This window comes from Gordonia sp. DT218 (assembly GCF_049847105.1).
Lineage (GTDB): Bacteria > Actinomycetota > Actinomycetes > Mycobacteriales > Mycobacteriaceae > Gordonia.
The window spans coordinates 823457-840129 of sequence record NZ_JBNCNS010000002.1; the positions used below are offsets into that span (position 1 = coordinate 823457).

15 protein-coding genes and 1 pseudogene are annotated in these 16673 nt (G+C 67.0%); 7 read left to right on the forward strand and 9 right to left on the reverse strand.

What is annotated here, in order from left to right; all coding sequences use genetic code 11:
* Window positions 1-97: 97 nt before the first annotated feature.
* Window positions 98-1600 (forward strand): annotated as a pseudogene (locus ACPXCG_RS10690) (MFS transporter); the annotation flags it as partial.
* Here ACPXCG_RS10690 and ACPXCG_RS10695 read toward each other — a convergent pair.
* The 3 genes from ACPXCG_RS10695 to glnA all read right to left on the reverse strand — a co-directional run bounded on the left by ACPXCG_RS10695 (window position 1598) and on the right by glnA (window position 3723).
* On the reverse strand, window positions 1598-1897 hold the full coding sequence (locus ACPXCG_RS10695; RefSeq protein ID WP_425792103.1) for a GlsB/YeaQ/YmgE family stress response membrane protein: 300 nt from the start codon (window positions 1895-1897) through the stop codon (window positions 1598-1600). The pseudogene ACPXCG_RS10690 and the gene ACPXCG_RS10695 overlap by 3 nt on opposite strands.
* 52 nt (window positions 1898-1949) lie before the next feature.
* Window positions 1950-2135, reverse strand: a complete 186-nt coding sequence (locus ACPXCG_RS10700) for a hypothetical protein (RefSeq protein WP_267629316.1) — start codon at window positions 2133-2135, stop codon at window positions 1950-1952.
* A gap of 154 nt (window positions 2136-2289) precedes the next feature.
* Entirely contained in the window at window positions 2290-3723 is a 1434-nt protein-coding gene (glnA, locus tag ACPXCG_RS10705) for a type I glutamate--ammonia ligase (RefSeq protein ID WP_425791799.1), read from the reverse strand.
* A gap of 340 nt (window positions 3724-4063) precedes the next feature.
* Between glnA and ACPXCG_RS10710 the strand changes: the two genes are divergently transcribed.
* Window positions 4064-4564 (forward strand): RDD family protein, encoded by a 501-nt coding sequence (locus ACPXCG_RS10710; RefSeq protein WP_425791801.1) that lies wholly within the window; start codon window positions 4064-4066, stop codon window positions 4562-4564.
* A gap of 44 nt (window positions 4565-4608) precedes the next feature.
* On the opposite strand, the gene ACPXCG_RS10715 is transcribed toward ACPXCG_RS10710, so the two are convergent.
* Window positions 4609-6150, reverse strand: a complete 1542-nt coding sequence (locus ACPXCG_RS10715; protein ID WP_425791803.1) for an amino acid permease — start codon at window positions 6148-6150, stop codon at window positions 4609-4611.
* Between the two features lie 218 nt (window positions 6151-6368).
* Between ACPXCG_RS10715 and ACPXCG_RS10720 the strand changes: the two genes are divergently transcribed.
* Genes ACPXCG_RS10720 through ACPXCG_RS10740 form a run of 5 tightly spaced genes read left to right on the forward strand, consistent with a single transcriptional unit; the run spans window position 6369 to window position 11434 of the window.
* Window positions 6369-7730, forward strand: coding sequence for a glutamine synthetase family protein (locus ACPXCG_RS10720; protein WP_425791805.1), 1362 nt, complete (start codon window positions 6369-6371; stop codon window positions 7728-7730).
* 43 nt (window positions 7731-7773) lie between these two features.
* On the forward strand, window positions 7774-8490 hold the full coding sequence (locus ACPXCG_RS10725) for a gamma-glutamyl-gamma-aminobutyrate hydrolase family protein (protein ID WP_425792104.1): 717 nt from the start codon (window positions 7774-7776) through the stop codon (window positions 8488-8490).
* Window positions 8487-9872 (forward strand): aldehyde dehydrogenase family protein, encoded by a 1386-nt coding sequence (locus tag ACPXCG_RS10730; protein ID WP_425792105.1) that lies wholly within the window; start codon window positions 8487-8489, stop codon window positions 9870-9872. The genes ACPXCG_RS10725 and ACPXCG_RS10730 overlap by 4 nt, the downstream gene beginning before the upstream one ends.
* On the forward strand, window positions 9869-10654 hold the full coding sequence (locus ACPXCG_RS10735; RefSeq protein ID WP_425791807.1) for a 3-oxoacyl-ACP reductase: 786 nt from the start codon (window positions 9869-9871) through the stop codon (window positions 10652-10654). The genes ACPXCG_RS10730 and ACPXCG_RS10735 overlap by 4 nt, the downstream gene beginning before the upstream one ends.
* Window positions 10655-10681: 27 nt before the next feature.
* Window positions 10682-11434 carry a FadR/GntR family transcriptional regulator gene (locus ACPXCG_RS10740; RefSeq protein ID WP_425791809.1) on the forward strand — a complete coding sequence of 251 codons (753 nt, stop codon included), beginning with the start codon at window positions 10682-10684 and terminating at the stop codon, window positions 11432-11434.
* 28 nt (window positions 11435-11462) lie between these two features.
* On the opposite strand, the gene ACPXCG_RS10745 is transcribed toward ACPXCG_RS10740, so the two are convergent.
* Genes ACPXCG_RS10745 through sucB form a run of 5 tightly spaced genes read right to left on the reverse strand, consistent with a single transcriptional unit; the run spans window position 11463 to window position 16637 of the window.
* Window positions 11463-12203, reverse strand: coding sequence for a DUF4191 domain-containing protein (locus tag ACPXCG_RS10745; RefSeq protein WP_425791810.1), 741 nt, complete (start codon window positions 12201-12203; stop codon window positions 11463-11465).
* A 51-nt stretch (window positions 12204-12254) separates the two neighbouring features.
* Complete coding sequence (lipA, locus tag ACPXCG_RS10750; RefSeq protein ID WP_425791812.1) at window positions 12255-13289, reverse strand: lipoyl synthase; 1035 nt, start codon at window positions 13287-13289, stop codon at window positions 12255-12257.
* Window positions 13286-13990: a lipoyl(octanoyl) transferase LipB gene (gene lipB / locus ACPXCG_RS10755; RefSeq protein ID WP_425791814.1), complete on the reverse strand. Its 705-nt coding sequence runs from the start codon at window positions 13988-13990 to the stop codon at window positions 13286-13288. The genes lipA and lipB overlap by 4 nt, the downstream gene beginning before the upstream one ends.
* Entirely contained in the window at window positions 13983-14867 is an 885-nt protein-coding gene (locus ACPXCG_RS10760; protein WP_425791816.1) for a TIGR01777 family oxidoreductase, read from the reverse strand. Before ACPXCG_RS10760 ends, lipB begins: the two co-directional genes overlap by 8 nt.
* A gap of 6 nt (window positions 14868-14873) precedes the next feature.
* Window positions 14874-16637 (reverse strand): 2-oxoglutarate dehydrogenase, E2 component, dihydrolipoamide succinyltransferase, encoded by a 1764-nt coding sequence (gene sucB, locus ACPXCG_RS10765; RefSeq protein ID WP_425791818.1) that lies wholly within the window; start codon window positions 16635-16637, stop codon window positions 14874-14876.
* Between the last annotated feature and the right edge of the window lie 36 nt (window positions 16638-16673).

Genomic DNA, 16673 nt, shown 5'->3' on the forward strand with positions numbered 1-16673 from the left:
ATCGTACTAATTGCTTGCCATATACACAGTTACGGCTTTAATATCTGTGTACCAAATAAACAGTCGATGTTGTACACAGAAAGGTGGTGGTGTCGTCATGAACCGGCGATCCCCCTGGCTCGGCCTGCTCGTCCTGTGTCTGCCGATGCTCATCGTGTCGATGGATGTCTCGGTCCTGTTCTTCGCCGTCCCGTATATCGCGGCCGATCTGTCGCCGACCCCGGAACAGCAGCTGTGGATCTTCGACATCTACGGATTCGTGCTGGCCGGGCTGCTGTTGTCGATGGGCTCGCTGGCCGACCGGATCGGCCATCGTCGCTTGTTGATGATCGGTGCCGCGGGCTTCAGTGCGGCCTCGTTGGCCGCGGCGTTCGCGACGTCGGCGGAGATGCTCATCGGTGCACGCGCCCTGCTGGCCGTGGCGGGCGCGACGCTGATGCCGTCGACCCTCGCGATGATCCGCCACATCTTCGAGGACGCCGCCCAGCGTGCCAAGGCGGTGGCCACCTGGAACGCGGTGCTCGCCGGCGGGGTGGCGGTCGGTCCGATCGTCAGCGGTCTGCTGCTCGAACACGTCTGGTGGGGGTCGGTCTTCCTGATCAACGTGCCCATCATGGTGGTGCTGATGCTGGCGGCGCCGCTGGTGCTGCCCGGCGACACCGCGACGCCGAGCCGGCGGGTCGATGTCGTCAGCGGCTTTCTGGTGCTCGGGGCGATGCTGCCCGGCGTCGCGGCGATCAAGAATCTGGCTGCCGACGGATGGTCGATATCCCGGGCCGCGATGCTGGCGGCAGGTCTGCTGGTGGGCATGATCTTCGTGATGCGGCAACGCCGCATCGACGATCCCATGGTCGATCTCGGGCTCCTCGGCGAGCGCCGGTTCGCGACGTCGATCTGGACGAACCTCATCTGCATGTTCGCCCTGCTGGGCAACTCCATCCTGATGACGCAATATCTGCAATCGGTCCTGGGGTACTCGCCGCTGCGCGCTGCCCTCTGGAGTCTCGCGCCCTCGGTGGCGGTCGGAGCCGTCGCGCCGCTGACCGCGGTCATCGCCGCGCGCATCGGTCGGCCTGCGGTGATCGTCGGCGGATTGGGCACGGGTGCCGCGGGTTTCGCAGTCCTGGGCGCCTTCACCGGGATTCACTCGCTGGCCATGGTGCTGATCGGCGCCACGCTGCTGGCATCGGGGGTCGTCGCGGCCACGTCGATGATCGCCGACTACGTGGTGGGGGTGGCACCGGCCGATCGTGCGGGTGCCACTTCCGGACTGCTCGAGACCTCGAGCGAGCTCGGGGGCGCGCTGGGTATCGCGGTCCTCGGCAGTGTGGTGAACGCGGTGTTCCGGTTGGGATTCCCGGCGGACCTGGCTGGGGGAGAGGCATCGCGGAGTCTTGCGGGCGCGGTGGCGGCGGTGCCGCACCTGCCGGCGGGGCAGGCGGCGACGGTGCTCGATGCGGCGCGGCGAGCGTTTGTCGACGGTCTCGTGGTGGCCGCGTGGACGGGTGCGGCGATCTTGGTGTGCTCGGCGGTACTGGCCGGCTGGGGACTGCGGGCACGCTCGGGCGAGCGAACCCTCGAGGCGACGGGCGGTACGTCAGGCGCGCGGAGCGCGGGACCGCTTGATGATGGCCGAGCCGATCGCGACGACGATGATCGAGCCGATCAGGGCGCCGATGATGCCGCCCCAGTCGAACTTGTCGTCGTCGCCGATACCGAACAGGCCGGTGAAGACCCAATAGCCGAGCAGCGCACCGAGCAGGCCGAGGACCGTCGAGGCGAGCCACGACTGCCATCCGCTCATGCTCTTGAAGGCGTCGTTCGGCACGAGCGCCCGGGCGATGGCCCCGCAGACGAATCCGAGCAGCAACGCCGCGATCAGGCTTCCGATGTCCATGGCGACCTCCTGTCCGCAGACTAGTCCGGGATGGGACGCCTCGGGGATGCTTCTAGAGGATCTCGACCTTCGTGCCCAGTCCGAGGACGATGGCGTCACGGTCGTCCGAACTGTTCACGAGTTCCACGAGGTGCTGATCGGTGCCCGTCGGGGTGGTGGTCCGGACCACGGCGCGGAGGCCGTCGACACTGATGCGGTCCCCGGGGGCGAGGTCTTCGACAAATCTGGTGCGAGTCATGCTCTCAAAATAAAGGCAAATGATGTGAAACGGCAGGGTACAAAGGCCCAGACGTGACACCAATCACCGATGTGAACACTGCCACCGACAGACGCCGAAGGGCGGCCGGGATGTCCCGGCCGCCCTTCGGTTGCCTGTTCGGTTCGAGATCCGCTCAGCAGTCGTAGTAGAGCGCGAACTCGTACGGGTGCGGACGGATCTGCACCGGCTCGATCTCGTTCTCACGCTTGAGCGCGATCCAGGTCTCGATGAGGTCCTCGGTGAACACGCCACCGGCGGTGAGGTATTCGTGATCCTCTTCGAGCTTGTCGATGACCGCCGACAGCGAGGTCGGGGCCTGCGGGATGCCCTTGGCCTCCTCCGGCGGGAGTTCGTAAAGGTCCTTGTCGACGGGCTCGTGCGGCTCGATCTTGTTCTTGATGCCGTCGAGTCCGGCCATCATCATCGCGGCGAACGCGAGGTACGGGTTGCCCGAGCTGTCCGGGCAACGGAACTCGAGGCGCTTGGCCTTCGGGTTGTTGCCGGTGATCGGGATACGCACGCAGGCGCTGCGGTTGCGCTGGCTGTAGACCAGGTTGATCGGTGCCTCGTAGCCCGGGACCAGACGCTTGTAGGAGTTCACCGTCGGGTTGGTGAACGCCAGCAGCGACGGCGCGTGGTGCAGGATGCCGCCGATGTAGTAGCGCGCCAGGTCCGACAGGCCCGCGTAGCCGGCCTCGTCGTGGAACAGTGGCTTGCCGTCCTTCCACAGCGACTGATGGGCGTGCATGCCCGAGCCGTTGTCGCCGAAGAGGGGCTTCGGCATGAAGGTGACAGTCTTGCCGTTCCCGTACGCGGTGTTCTTGATGATGTACTTGAACAGCAGTACGTCGTCGGCCGCGTGCAGGAGGGTGTTGTATTTGTAGTTGATCTCGGCCTGACCGCCGGTGCCCACCTCGTGGTGCCCGCGCTCGAGTTCGAACCCGGCGTTGGTGAGGTTGGTCGACATCTCGTCGCGCAGGTCGACGTAGTGGTCGTATGGCGCGACGGGGAAGTAGCCACCCTTCGGACGGACCTTGTAGCCGAGGTTCGGGCTGCCGTCCGGATCGGTGGGCGAACCGGTGTTCCACCAGCCCGACTCCGACTCGACCTCGTAGAAGGTGCCGTTCATCTGGGAGTCGAACGAGACCCCGTCGAAGATGTAGAACTCGGCCTCGGCGCCGAAGAAGCAGGTGTCGGCGATGCCGGTGGAGGCCAGGTAGTCCTCGGCCTTGCGGGCGACGTTGCGCGGGTCGCGGCTGTAGGCCTCGCGGGTGAACGGGTCATGGACGAAGAAGCTGATGTTCATCGTCTTCGCCTTGCGGAAGGGATCGATCCGTGCGGTGGCCGGGTCGGGCAGCAGCATCATGTCGGACTCGTCGATCGACTGGAAGCCGCGAACGGACGACCCGTCGAACGCCAGCCCGTCCTCGAACACGTCCTCGTTGAACGCGGAGGCCGGGATCGAGAAGTGCTGCATCACGCCGGGCAGATCGCAGAAACGGATGTCGACGTACTCGACGCCCTCTTTCTTGATGCCCTCGAGAAGTTCTTCTTTGCTGCTGTACACCGTGCGGTGACTCCTTAACTTGTTCGGGTGGCCAGATCACCTGGCCCGCCTCACCCGCCACCGAGTTGCAGCAGCGGATCTCTGCAGAACCGTATGGACGCGAAGTTGCCCGCGCGTCAAGGCCGTGTTTCTCCTGTGTTACACGCGGTCGATGCTCGGGCGACGCACTATCGTCCCGGATCGCAACGATGCCATGTCCGCCGACGGAGCACCATCGATACCCCGGAAACATCGGCCCGGGGTGGACGATGGTGGGCCGGTGAACTGCCACGACTACCATGGCGGTCATGGGTCAGGCGAGTAGAGGCAGCACGCAGCGCGGCGAGCCGGGGGTCCGATGATGGGCAGGGCAACCGGCTCCTGGCTGTCCGGCCCGCCAGTCGGGCCCAGCGGCGCCGACGTCGAGTATCGAGGCCAAGACCTCGGTCTCCCCGAATCCGGCCCGGGCGCGCTCGCGGGCGGCTGGCAGCGCACCGCAGCCCTCCTCGTCGACTGGTTGCTCGCCGGCGGGATCTCATTGCTCTTCGTGTCCTTCGGTTCGCCGACGCTGGGGACGACCGTGCTCGGCGTCTGGTTCGTCCTCGGGGTGGTCGCGGTCACCTTCTTCGGTTTCACCCCGGGCCAGTTCGCCCTCGGATTGCGGGTTGCCCGGGTCGACCTCGGTCCCGACCGCGGAGAGGCGGAAGCGACCGGCGAGGTCCCGTTCGCGGCCGTCGGCATCCTGCGGACCCTCGGCCGGCAGGTGCTCATCGTGTTCCTGGTCCCGGCGGTGATCAACGACTACAACGGCCGGGCCTTACACGATCGGGCCACCGGGACGGCGTTGGTCCGCACCCGCTGACGGGGCGCGGTGCCGGGCGTCCACGAGTGTCGGGGTGTTCCTGCTCAGTCGGTGTGCCCCTTGAGGATCTCGTCCTCGATGGTCCCGCCGAGGCCCTCGGCTTCCGGGTCGAATCCGTGCAGGCCACCACTCACCGCGTACTCCTCCTCGGGTGAGAGCACCAGTCGGTGCCGCCCGTACAGCCCGAAGATGAGCAGCCCGATCGCGTAGAACACCACGATCGCGATCACCGCGTCCCGGTAATCCGGGTTGATCAGGACGCCGATGAAGGTGATGGCCGCGATGACGAACGCGATCACCGCGCCGGTGATCCCTGTCGGGCTCTGGTAGGGGCGGCGGGCGTTCGGGAACTTCCGGCGCAGCAGTACGAACGAGATCATCTGCAGCATGTAGGCGAGCACGGCGCCCCACACCGCGATGTTCAGCACGATCGCGCCCGCGCCCGAGATCCAGTATTCGATGACCAGCAGTGCGATGAAGCCGACGACGGCCCCTGCGACCAGGGCGATGTACGGAGTCTGGCGGGACCCGGTGAGCGAGAGCATCTTCGGGTAGTAGCCGGCCCGACTCAGCGAGTAGAGGTTGCGGCCGTACGCGTACATGATGCCCTGCAGGCTCGCCAGCAATCCGATCAGCGCGAACGCTGACAACACTGACGCCCAGCCCGACGGCAGGAAGGCACGGAATCCGTCGAGCAATGGCTCCCCGGAGTCGCCCAGGGCGGCGGATCCGGTGACGGCCGGGTTGAGGAAGAACACGATGGCCGCGCACCCGACGAGGGTGACCATGCCCCAGAGGCCCGCACGCGGGATGTCGCGGGTCGGTTCGTGGGCCTCCTCGGCCGCCAGCGGGAGTTCTTCGATGCCCAGGAAGAACCACATCGCGAACGGCAGCGCGTAGAGGATGCCCATCACGCCGAACGGCAGGAAGTCGCTCGAACCCGCCTTGGAGCTGTCCGGATCGATGTCGAGGAGTTTGCCGAAATCGACGGCACCGTTGACGAACGCCAGGATGGCGAAGAGCACCAGGATGCCGATGGACACGACCGCCACCACGATCGCGAACTTGAACGACGCCTCGGCGCCCCAGGAGTTCAGCGCGATGAAGATCGCGTAGAGAATGATCCACCAGACCCATGCGGGCATGCTCAGGCCGAACATGTCGTCGGTGATGGCATCGGCATAGGAAGCGGAGAAATAGACCACGACGCCGGTGGTGAACACATACTCGATGGTCTCGGCGAAGCCGGTGACGAAGCCGCCCCACGGGCCCATCGCCGCACGCGCGAACGAATACGCACCACCGGTGTGGGGCATGGCCGCCGACATCTCGCCGATCGAGAACAGCATGCCGAAGTACATGACGATGATGATCAGCGCGGCGATGCCCAGCCCGCCCCAGCCCGCCTGGCCGATGCCGTAGTTCCAGCCGGAGAAGTCGCCCGAGATCACCGCGGCGATCCCGATACCCCAGATGCCCCAGAAGCCGGCACTGCGCTTGAGTTGGCGCTTCTCGAAGTAGCCGTCCTCGGCGTGGGTGTAGGTGGCGCCCGCCGATTTCATCGCCGGGTTCGGGACATCTGCCATCGCGGTGCTCGCTCTCACTCGGACCGGATCGTGTGCGGGGCGGGACGCCCGAGCAACTGATAAGGCAGAATATGACCTCAATGGTCGGCTCACCCACCTTTAAACGAAACAATCGGGTTAAATCAGGCGGTGACCGAGAGTTGGGCAATCGTCCAATGGTTGACTGTGGCAGACCGGTGCGGAGAGTCCGGTCACGAGCGCGCACAGAGGAGTACGGGATGACCGACGGCATGCTGGACCTGACCGATCTGCAGGAGCTCGTCGCGGCCGATGAGATCGATACCGTGATCGTGGCGTTCCCGGACATGCAGGGACGACTCACCGGTAAGCGGATCTCCGCGCGCCTGTTTCTCGACGATGTCGCCGCACACGGGTCGGAATGCTGTGACTATCTGCTGGCCGTCGACGTCGAGATGAACACCGTCGCCGGTTACGCCACGTCGAGCTGGGACACCGGGTACGGCGACATGGTGATGACCCCCGACCCCTCGACGTTGCGTCGGGTGCCGTGGCTCCCGGGAACGGCACTGGTGCTGGCGGATCTGAACACGACCTCCGGTTCGCCGGTGACCGTGGCTCCACGCAACGTCCTCCGCCGACAGCTCGATCGGCTCGACGAGCGCGGACTGGTGCCTTTCGTCGGAACCGAGCTGGAGTTCATGGTGTTCGACAACACCTATCGGGAGGCGTGGGCGAAGCGCTATCACGAGCTGACGCCTGCGACCGACTACAACGTCGACTACGCCATGCTCGCATCGACCCGGATGGAGCCGCTGCTGCGTGACATTCGGCGGGGGATGAGCGGTGCCGGGATGTACTGCGAGGGCGTCAAGGGCGAATGCAATCTCGGTCAGCAGGAGATCGCGTTCCGCTACGGCCATGCGCTGGTCACCTGTGACAACCACACGATCTATCGCAACGGCGCCAAGGAGATCGCCGACCAGCATGGCCAGAGCCTCACCTTCATGGCCAAGTTCGACGAGCGCGAGGGCAACAGCTGTCACATCCACATCTCGCTGCGGGAGCCGGACGGCACCCCGGTCTTCGCCGACGCCGACGCCGCGAACGGAATGTCGCCGATGTTCGGGCACTTCATCGCGGGCATCATCGCCTCGCTGCGGGAGCTGACGCTGCTTTATGCCCCGAACATCAACTCCTACAAGCGCTTTGTCGACGGAAGTTTCGCCCCCACGGCGATCGCTTGGGGTCTCGACAACCGCACCTGCGCGCTGCGGGTGGTCGGGCACGGCCGGGGGATGCGGGTCGAATGCCGGGCGCCCGGCGGCGACGTCAACCAGTATCTGGCGGTCGCCGCCCTCATCGCGGGCGGTCTCGACGGCATCGACCGCGAGCTACCGCTGCCGGAGATCGCCACGGGTAACGCCTATCTGGGGTCGGCGCAGCGGCTGCCGACGTCGTTGGCCGAGGCCGCCGAGCTGTTCGCCGGCTCTGCCCTGGCTGTGCGTGCGTTCGGTGCGGACGTGGTCGAGCACTACCTCAACAACGCAAGGGTCGAGCTGGCGGCGTACGGTGCGGCCGTGACCGATTGGGAGAGGGTGCGTGGCTTTGAGCGACTGTGAGACCTCGGCTCGTGGAGTTGGGGCGGCCGGGCCGATCATCGGGATGACGACATACCTCGAACCGTCGCGGACCGGGGTCTGGGATGTGCAGGCGAGCTTCTTGCCCCGGGTCTATTTCGACGGGGTGACCCGGTGTGGTGGTATCGCCACGCTGTTGCCCCCGCAACCGGTGGACGAGGCGGTGGCTGATCGGGTCGTCGACGGCCTGGATGCGCTGGTGCTGACCGGGGGCAAGGACCTCGATCCGGGTTCCTATGGCCGGCAACCGCATCCGTCGACCGATGAACCCCGGGTGGACCGGGATGCCTGGGAGTTCGCCCTGCTCGATGCCGCACTGCGGGCCGGCGTGCCGGTGCTCGGCATCTGTCGCGGAGCGCAGGTGGTCAACGTGGCCTTCGGCGGGACGTTGCATCAGCACCTGCCCGATGTCGTCGGGCATTCGCGGCACCAGGCAGGCAATGCGGTGTTCACCACGACCCGGATCTCGGTGACGCCGGGAACGCGCCTCGCATCCCTGATGGGCGAACAGACGTCGGCGGAGTGCTATCACCATCAGGCGATCGACCGTGTGGGTGAGGGTCTCGTCGTGTGCGCGCGCGACGACGAGGGGGTGATCGAGGCGGTGGAAGGCCCGGGGGAGCCGTTTGTCCTCGCCGTGCAGTGGCATCCGGAGGAGCGCCTCGACGATCTGCGTCTGTTCGCGGCGATCGTCGACGCGGGGCGTGTGTGGATGACACGACGATCGGAGGCGGATACATGACGGTGATGGAACTCGTGAACCCGGCGACCGCCGAGGTGTTCGCCGACGTCGAGATGCTCGACGCGGCAGCGGTCGACCGGGCGGTGACGGATGCCCGGCGAGCGCAGCGGTCCTGGGCCGAGGCGACGCCGGCCTCGCGCGGCATGGCCCTGCGTGAATTCGCAGCTCGTGTCGACGCGCACCGCCGGGAGCTCGCCGATCTCGAGGTCGCCAACTCCGGTCATCCGCTCGGACAGGCGATGTGGGAGGCCGAACATGTGCGCGACGTCCTGACCTACTACTCGGCGGCACCAGAACGATCGGCCGGCAGCCAGATCCCGGTCTCGGGTGGGATCGACATCACGTTTGCCGAGCCCATCGGCGTGGTCGGTGTGATCACGCCGTGGAACTTTCCGATGACGATCGCCTCCTGGGGATTCGGGCCGGCGCTGGCGGCCGGGAACGCGGTGATCGTCAAACCGGCCGAGTGGACGCCGCTGACCTCGATCCGCCTCGCCGAAATCGCGGTCGAATCCGGTCTGCCCGAAGGCCTGCTGCAGGTGCTGCCCGGGCGCGGTGATGTGGTCGGAGAGGCCATCATCGGCCATCCGGGCATCGGCAAGGTCGTCTTCACCGGGTCCACGCGTACCGGCAGGCGAGTGATGGAACAGGCTGCGCAGTCGGTCAAACCGGTCACCCTGGAACTCGGCGGCAAGAGCGCCAACATCGTGTTCGCCGACTCCGATCTGGCTCGCGCCGCGGCGACCGCGCCGTACGGGGTCTTCGACAACGCCGGCCAGGACTGCTGTGCGCGGAGTCGAATCCTGGTGCAGCGCAGTGTCTACGACGAGTTCATGGAGCGGCTCGAGCCGGCCGTGTCCGCGGTGCGGGTGGGAGATCCACGCGACGACGGCACCGAGATGGGCCCCCTCGTGTCGCGGCCGCATTGGGAGAAGGTCGCGTCCTACGTGCCGGACGGCGCGCCGGTCGCTTTCCGTGGCAGCGCCCCCGACGGGCCCGGGTTCTGGTTCCCGCCGACGGTGCTGACGCCGCAACCGGACGATCGCAGTGTGCGCGAGGAGATCTTCGGTCCGGTGGTCACGGTCCAGGCGTTCGATGACGAGGCCCAGGCCGTCGCGATGGCGAACGATTCGCCGTACGGACTGTCCGGGTCGATCTGGACCGAGAACCTGTCGCGGGCGATGCGGGTCTCACGGGCGGTGGCCGCCGGGAATCTGTCTGTGAATTCGCATTCGGCGGTGCGGTATTCGACGCCGTTCGGCGGCTACAAGCAGTCGGGGATCGGACGGGAACTCGGGCCCGATGCGCCGTCGGCCTTCACTGAGACCAAGAACGTCTTCATCGCGGTCGACCCCGACCCGCAGGCAGAAGGGACATCATGAGCAGCACAGTCGATCTGACCCAGCGTCTGTCCGGCAAGGTCGCCGTGGTCACCGGCGGAGCCGGTGGGATCGGCCTGGCCTCGGCCCGCCGGATGCGGGCGGAGGGGGCGAAGATCGTCATCGGAGATCTGGACCGCGACGCCGGCCGACGGGCGGCGGACGAGGTCGACGGTCTGTTCGTCGACGTCGACGTCGCCGATCAGGGACAGGTGGACGCGCTGTTCGACACGGCGGCACAGCGTTACGGCTCGGTCGACATCGCCTTCAACAACGCGGGGATCTCGCCACCCGAAGACGATCTCATCGAGACGACCGAAATCGATGCCTGGGATCGGGTCCAGCAGGTGAACCTGACGTCGGTCTACTTCTCCTGCCGCGCGGCACTGCGCCACATGGGTCCGGTCGGCCGTGGATCGATCATCAACACCGCATCGTTCGTCGCCGTGATGGGGTCGGCCACCTCACAGATCTCCTACACCGCCTCCAAGGGTGGCGTGCTGGCGATGTCGCGCGAACTCGGTGTGCAGTACGCCCGGCAGGGCATCAGGGTCAATGCGCTGTGCCCCGGTCCGGTGAACACCCCGCTGCTCAAGGAACTGTTCGCGAAGGATCCCGAACGCGCGGCGCGACGTTTGATCCACGTCCCGGTCGGGCGGTTCGCCGAACCCGAGGAACTCGCCGCCGCGGTCGCGTTCCTCGCCAGCGACGACGCGTCGTTCATCACGGCGTCGTCGTTCCTGGTCGATGGCGGAATCAGCTCGGCGTATGTGACACCCCTATAGGTTTGCGATGACGACTGTAGGTATGCGATGACGATTCCGGCCCGTTCCGAACAACTCGCGGATACGCTCCTGGCACCGGTGCGCCCGGCCAACGCCTTCGAAGAGACTGTCGGGCGGTTGTTACAGCTGATCCGGCTCGGGGTGTTCGAGCCGGGGGAGTCGATCCCGCCGGAGCGAGAGCTGGCCGTGCGTCTGGGGGTCAGTCGGGACACCGTCCGAGAGGCGATCAAGGCGCTGGCCGACGCCGGATTCCTGGTGTCCAAGCGGGGGCGATACGGCGGCACATTCCTCACTGACGTGTTGCCTGCGCCCGGGGTGGCCGATCACACCGTCGGTCCGGCGGGGGACGACGACGAGCCGATCACCGGCGCCGAACTCGACGATGTACTCCGGCTCCGCGAGATCCTCGAGGAGGGAGCCGCCCGGGTGGCCGCCGGCCGCACCTTCTCGGCCACCGAACGCGAGGCGTTGTGGACCCGCCTGAGCGACATCCGGGACACCACCGGCGACGACTACCGCCGACTCGACTCCCGACTGCACCTCGCGATCGCGGAGGCGGCGGGTGCGCCGTCGCTGGTGAGCCTGGTCGCCGACAACCGGATGCGGATCAATCGGCTACTCGATCGCATCCCGCAACTCGAACCGAACATCGCGCATTCCGACGAGCAACACGAGGCGATCGTGATCGCCATCCTGACGGGTAATCCGGACGGTGCGGCAGAAGCGATGCGCGCTCACATCGAGGGCACGGCGACCCTGCTGCACGGGTTTCTGGACTGACCGCCGGCACCCCGTGCGGGTCGGGCTCTCAGCCGCGACGTCGGGCTGTGCGTTGCATCCCGCGGACCTTGGCGTTGCCGGGGACCGGTCCCTTCGGCATGCCCGGGCCCTGCTGGTTGCGACCGCCCAGCGCGGCGAGACGACCCTCGAGGGCATCGATCCGCTTGCCATCGATGTTCCGCGGGAGTTTGTTGATGTGCTTCTCCAGCTTGCTCAACGGGACCAGACCGTCGTCGTTGCCCACCACGATCTCGTAGATCGGTGTGTCGCCGACCACTCGGGCGACCTTCTTCTTCTCCTGCGCGAGCAGGGTTTTGACGCGAGTCGGTGAACCTTCGCCGACGAGGATCACACCGGGTTTTCCGATCACCCGATGGACCGCGTCGAGGTGGGCGTTGCCCGAGACCGCCTGCTTGACCCGCCATTGACCACGCATGTTGCCCAGCGCCCAGCCGGCAGCACCCGCCTGGCCCTCGGCCTTGGTGTAGACGGTGCGCTGTACGCGCCGCCCGAACAGGATGAACGCGGCGAGCAGGCCGAGCACGATGCCCAGCGGAAGCAGTAGCCAGACCGAACCGAAGACGAGGCCGAGGACGACGAAGACCGCGACGATCAGGACGAACAGCCCGACCATGTACGGGATCAGCCGTTTGTCTTCCTTGCGCTGCATCTGGAAGGCCTGCCACAGCTGCTTGTAGCGTTCCCGTGACGCCTGCCTGCGGGCCTTCTTCGCTTCGGCCTTCGCCTCTTTGTCTTGCGCCTTTGCCATGCTGACCAGTTTACGTCGCAGGTTTCGGAGGTCGGACCCGGCGGTCGATCTCTATCGTGCGAGTCGTTCCAGCAGGCTCGTGGCCTCCTGGCTGGCCGAGCCGCCGTCAGCCAGGTGCGCCATCGCCGGGGCGAGCTCTCGACCGTGACGAGCCATGGCCTGGGCGTACAGACGTCCGGCGCGGTACGACGAGCGCACCAGCGGTCCTGCCATGACGCCCGCGAACCCGATCTCCGTCGCGAACTCGGAGTGGTCGACGAACTCTTCGGGCTTGACCCACCGCTCGACGGGGTGGTGACGCGGCGAGGGCCGCAGGTACTGGGTGATGGTGAGGATGTCGCAGCCGGCCTCGTGCAGATCGACGATGGCGCTCTGCACTTCTTCGGGTGTCTCACCCATGCCGAGGATCAGGTTCGACTTGGTCACCAGACCGAAGTCACGGGCCTGGGTGATCACGTCGAGCGATCGCTCGTAGCGGAACGCCGGCCGGATGCGCTTGAAGATCCGCGGAACCGTTTCCAGGTTGTGGGCCAGCACCTCGGGACGGGCCTCGAAGACCTCGGCCAACAGATCCGGTTTGGCGTGGAAATCAGGGATGAGATTTTCCACACCGGTACCCGGGTTGAGCCGGTGGATGGCGCGGACGGTCTCGGCGTAGAGCCAGGCGCCCTCATCGGGCAGGTCGTCGCGGGCGACACCAGTGATGGTGGAGTAGCGCAAGCCCATCGCCTGCACACTCTCGGCGACCCGCCGCGGCTCGTCGCGGTCCAGTTCGGCCGGCTTGCCGGTGTCGATCTGGCAGAAATCGCAACGGCGCGTGCACTGTTCGCCGCCGATCAAGAATGTGGCCTCGCGATCCTCCCAGCATTCGTAGATGTTGGGGCAGCCCGCTTCCTCGCACACCGTGTGCAGGCCCTCGCGCTTCACGAGGCCTTTGAGTTCGGTGTACTCGGGTCCCATCGTCGCGCGCGTCTTGATCCATTTCGGCTTGCGCTCGATGGGGGTCTGCGCGTTCCGTACCTCGAGGCGCAGCAGTTTGCGGCCGTTGGGAGCGGGGTCTGAGGGGGTGATGGGAGACGCGGTCACTGCACAGATCCTACGCTTGCGGTCGTTGGCGCACCGAGTGCGCGGTGGTCGTCGTCGAGTGCCGACTCCACGGCCGCGGCGACCGGTGCGAGTGTGTCGCCGACGGCGATCGGCCGCTGGAGCTCGCGGCTCAGCGACGTCACGCCGGCATCGGCGATGCCGCACGGCACGATCGCCTCGAATGCCGACATGTCCGGGTCGATGTTCAGGGCGAAGCCGTGCAGCGCGACGCCGCGCGCCACCCGGATCCCGATCTGACCGAGTTTGCGTTCTCCGCTCTGGTCGGTCACCCAGACACCCGACCGGCCCTCGACCCGCCTCGTGGCCACGCCGAGGTCGGCGCACACCGTGATCAGCGCTTCTTCGAGTCGTCGGACGTACTCGACCACGTCGAGCGGTTCGGCGAGACGGATGATCGGATACCCCACCAGCTGTCCCGGCCCGTGCCAGGTGATGCGCCCACCGCGGTCCACGTCGATCACCAGTGAGCCGTCGGTGGGCCGGTCGGAGTCCTCGGTGCGTTTGCCCGCGGTGTACGTGGACGGATGTTCGAGCAGCAACAGGACGTCGTGGTCGAGCGTGCCGTCAGCGCGTTCGGCAGCGAGCCGGTGCTGCAGGTCGTAGGCCGCCGGGTAGTCGAGCGTGCCCAGACGGCGCACCTCGATCGGCGCGGCGGAGCTGCGGATGGATCGGTCACGCACGGGTGTACCCCAATGCGTCGTCGATCTGTGGATAGGTGAACGAGAAGCCGTTGTCGGTCAGCACACCGGGTACAACGCTCTGACTGAACAGAATCATTTCCTCGGCCATCTCGCCGCCGACCCGTTTGGCCGCGAACGCCGGCACCTTGAGCATCGCCGGCCGATGCATCGCGCGGCCGAGAGCGGACGCGAACTCGGCAAACGGCACGGCTCCGGGCGCGGACAGATTGACCGGCCCGCTGATCGTCGACTCCAGCAGGAACGCGATGGCGCGGACCTCGTCCGGCAGGGTGATCCAGGAGAAGTACTGTTCGCCGTCACCGATGGCCCCGCCCAGGCCGAGCCAGAAGACCGGCTGCAGGCGGGACAACAACCCGCCCCTGCGCGACAGCACCGGCGCGGTGCGCAACAACACCACGCGGGTGTCGTCGCCGGCGTTCGCGGTCGCCGCGTGCTCCCAGTCGGTGACCAGACCGGCGAGGAATCCTTCTCCGGCCGCAGCGGATTCGTCGGCCGCCCGGTCGCCGGTGTCGCCGTAGAAACCGCTCGCCGAGGCGCTGATGAAGGTCGGCACACCGGCCCCGGAGACCGCGTCGGCGAGCACCTCGGTCGGGGTGATGCGGGAATCCCGGAGTTCCTGTTTGAAACGCCCGGTCCAGCGGTGGTCGCCGACGCCGACCCCGCCGAGGCCGATCACCGCGTCCACACCCCGCAGACTCTCCTCTGGGACCCCGAAGGTCTCGGGGTCCCAGGAGAACTCGTCATCGGAGAGGGCCTCGCGGCGAACCAGCCGGACCACGGTGTGGCCGGCGTTGCGTAACGCGGAGACCACCGCGGAGCCGATCAACCCCTGCGAGCCGGCAACGGCTACCCGCATCGCGTCCTAGAGGCCGAGATCGGCGGCGAACGCGGCCTGCTCGAGGCGCTTCTTCACAGTGGTGAGGAACCGGCCCGCGTCGGCGCCGTCGATCAGGCGGTGATCGTAGGTGAGCGGCAGGTACGACATCGAACGCACCGCGATCGACTCCGAACCGTCGTCACCGGAGATGACCACGGGACGCTTCACGATGGCGCCCGTCCCGAGCATCGCCGCCTGCGGCGGCACCAGGATCGGAGTGTCGAACAGCGCACCCTGGCTGCCGATGTTGGTGATGGTGAACGTACCGCCGGCCAGCTCGTCGGGCTTGAGCTTGTTGGTCCGGGCACGGCCCGCGATGTCGGTGATCGCGCGGGCGAGCCCCGCGATCGACAGGTCGTCGGCGTTGTGGATCACCGGCGACAGCAGGCCCTGCTCGGTGTCGACCGCGATGCCGAGATGCACCTTGTCGTAGTAGGTGATCTCTTTCTTGTCCTCGTCGATCGACGCGTTGACATTCGGGTGTGCCTTGAGTGCCTCGACGACGGCCTTCGCGATGAACGGAAGGAAGGTCAGATTGACGCCCTCGGACGCCTTGAACGACTCCTTCGCCTGCTTGCGCAGCGTCACGATCTTGGTCATGTCGACCTCGAACACCTGGGTGAGCTGTGCGCTGGTCTGCAGCGATTCCCGGGTCTTCTTGGCGGTGATCTGCCGGATCCGATTGATCTTCTGCGTGGTCCCACGCAGCGCGGCCAACTCGGGATTGACCTCCGGTGCCGCCGATGCGGCGGGTGCCTGCGGTGCAGCGGGAGCCGACGCCGCGGGCGCAGCTGTCTCGGCGGGTGCCTTCGCGGCATCTGCCGCGGCCAGCACGTCCTGCTTGCGGATGCGGCCACCGACGCCGGTGCCCTTGATGCTGTTCAGGTCGATGTCGTTCTCCGCGGCCAGCTTTCGGACCAGCGGCGTCACGTACGGGGTCGACTCGACCGTCTTCGGCTCGGCCGCGGTCGGCTTCTCTGACTTCGCGGCCGGTGCGGGCTCGGGGGCGGACGCAGGCTTTGCCGGCTCTGGCTCTGGCTCAGGTTCTGGTTCGGGCTCCGGCTCAGGTGCCTTCTCGGCCTCTGGTTGCGGGGCAGGCTTCTTGCTCGGCGCGGCCGACGCGTCCCCGATCACGGCGAGCTTGCCACCGACCTCGATGACGTCGTCCTCTTCGGCGACGATCTCGAGCAATGTGCCGGCGACCGGCGACGGGATCTCGGTGTCGACCTTGTCCGTCGACACCTCGAGGAGCGGCTCGTCGGCGGCGACCTCGTCACCGACGGACTTGAGCCAGTTGGTGACTGTTCCCTCGGTGACCGACTCGCCGAGTTCGGGCATCACCACATCGGTGCCCTCGGCGGATCCACCGCCCGACGTCGACTCCGCAGAAGGCTTCTCGGCGGGCGCCTCGGTGTCGGTCGACGGAGCTTCGGACGGCGCGGCTGCGGCTTCCGGCTCGGCGGGTTCGTCGCCGCTCGAGTCGGCGGCATCGTCGCCACCGGACTGCTCGCCGGCCTCACCGATGAGCGCGAGTTCGCCGCCGACCTCGACGACGTCGTCTTCCTGGGCGACGATCTTCGTCAGCACTCCCGAAGTGGGGGCGGGGATCTCGGTGTCGACTTTGTCGGTGGACACCTCGAGCAATGCCTCGTCGGCCTCGACGGTGTCGCCCTCCTCCTTCAGCCACCGGGTGACTGTCCCTTCGGTGACGCTTTCACCCAGGGCGGGCATCTGGACGGAGAAGGCCATCGTTGTTGACTCCTGAACTCGACGTGTGGTCACTAG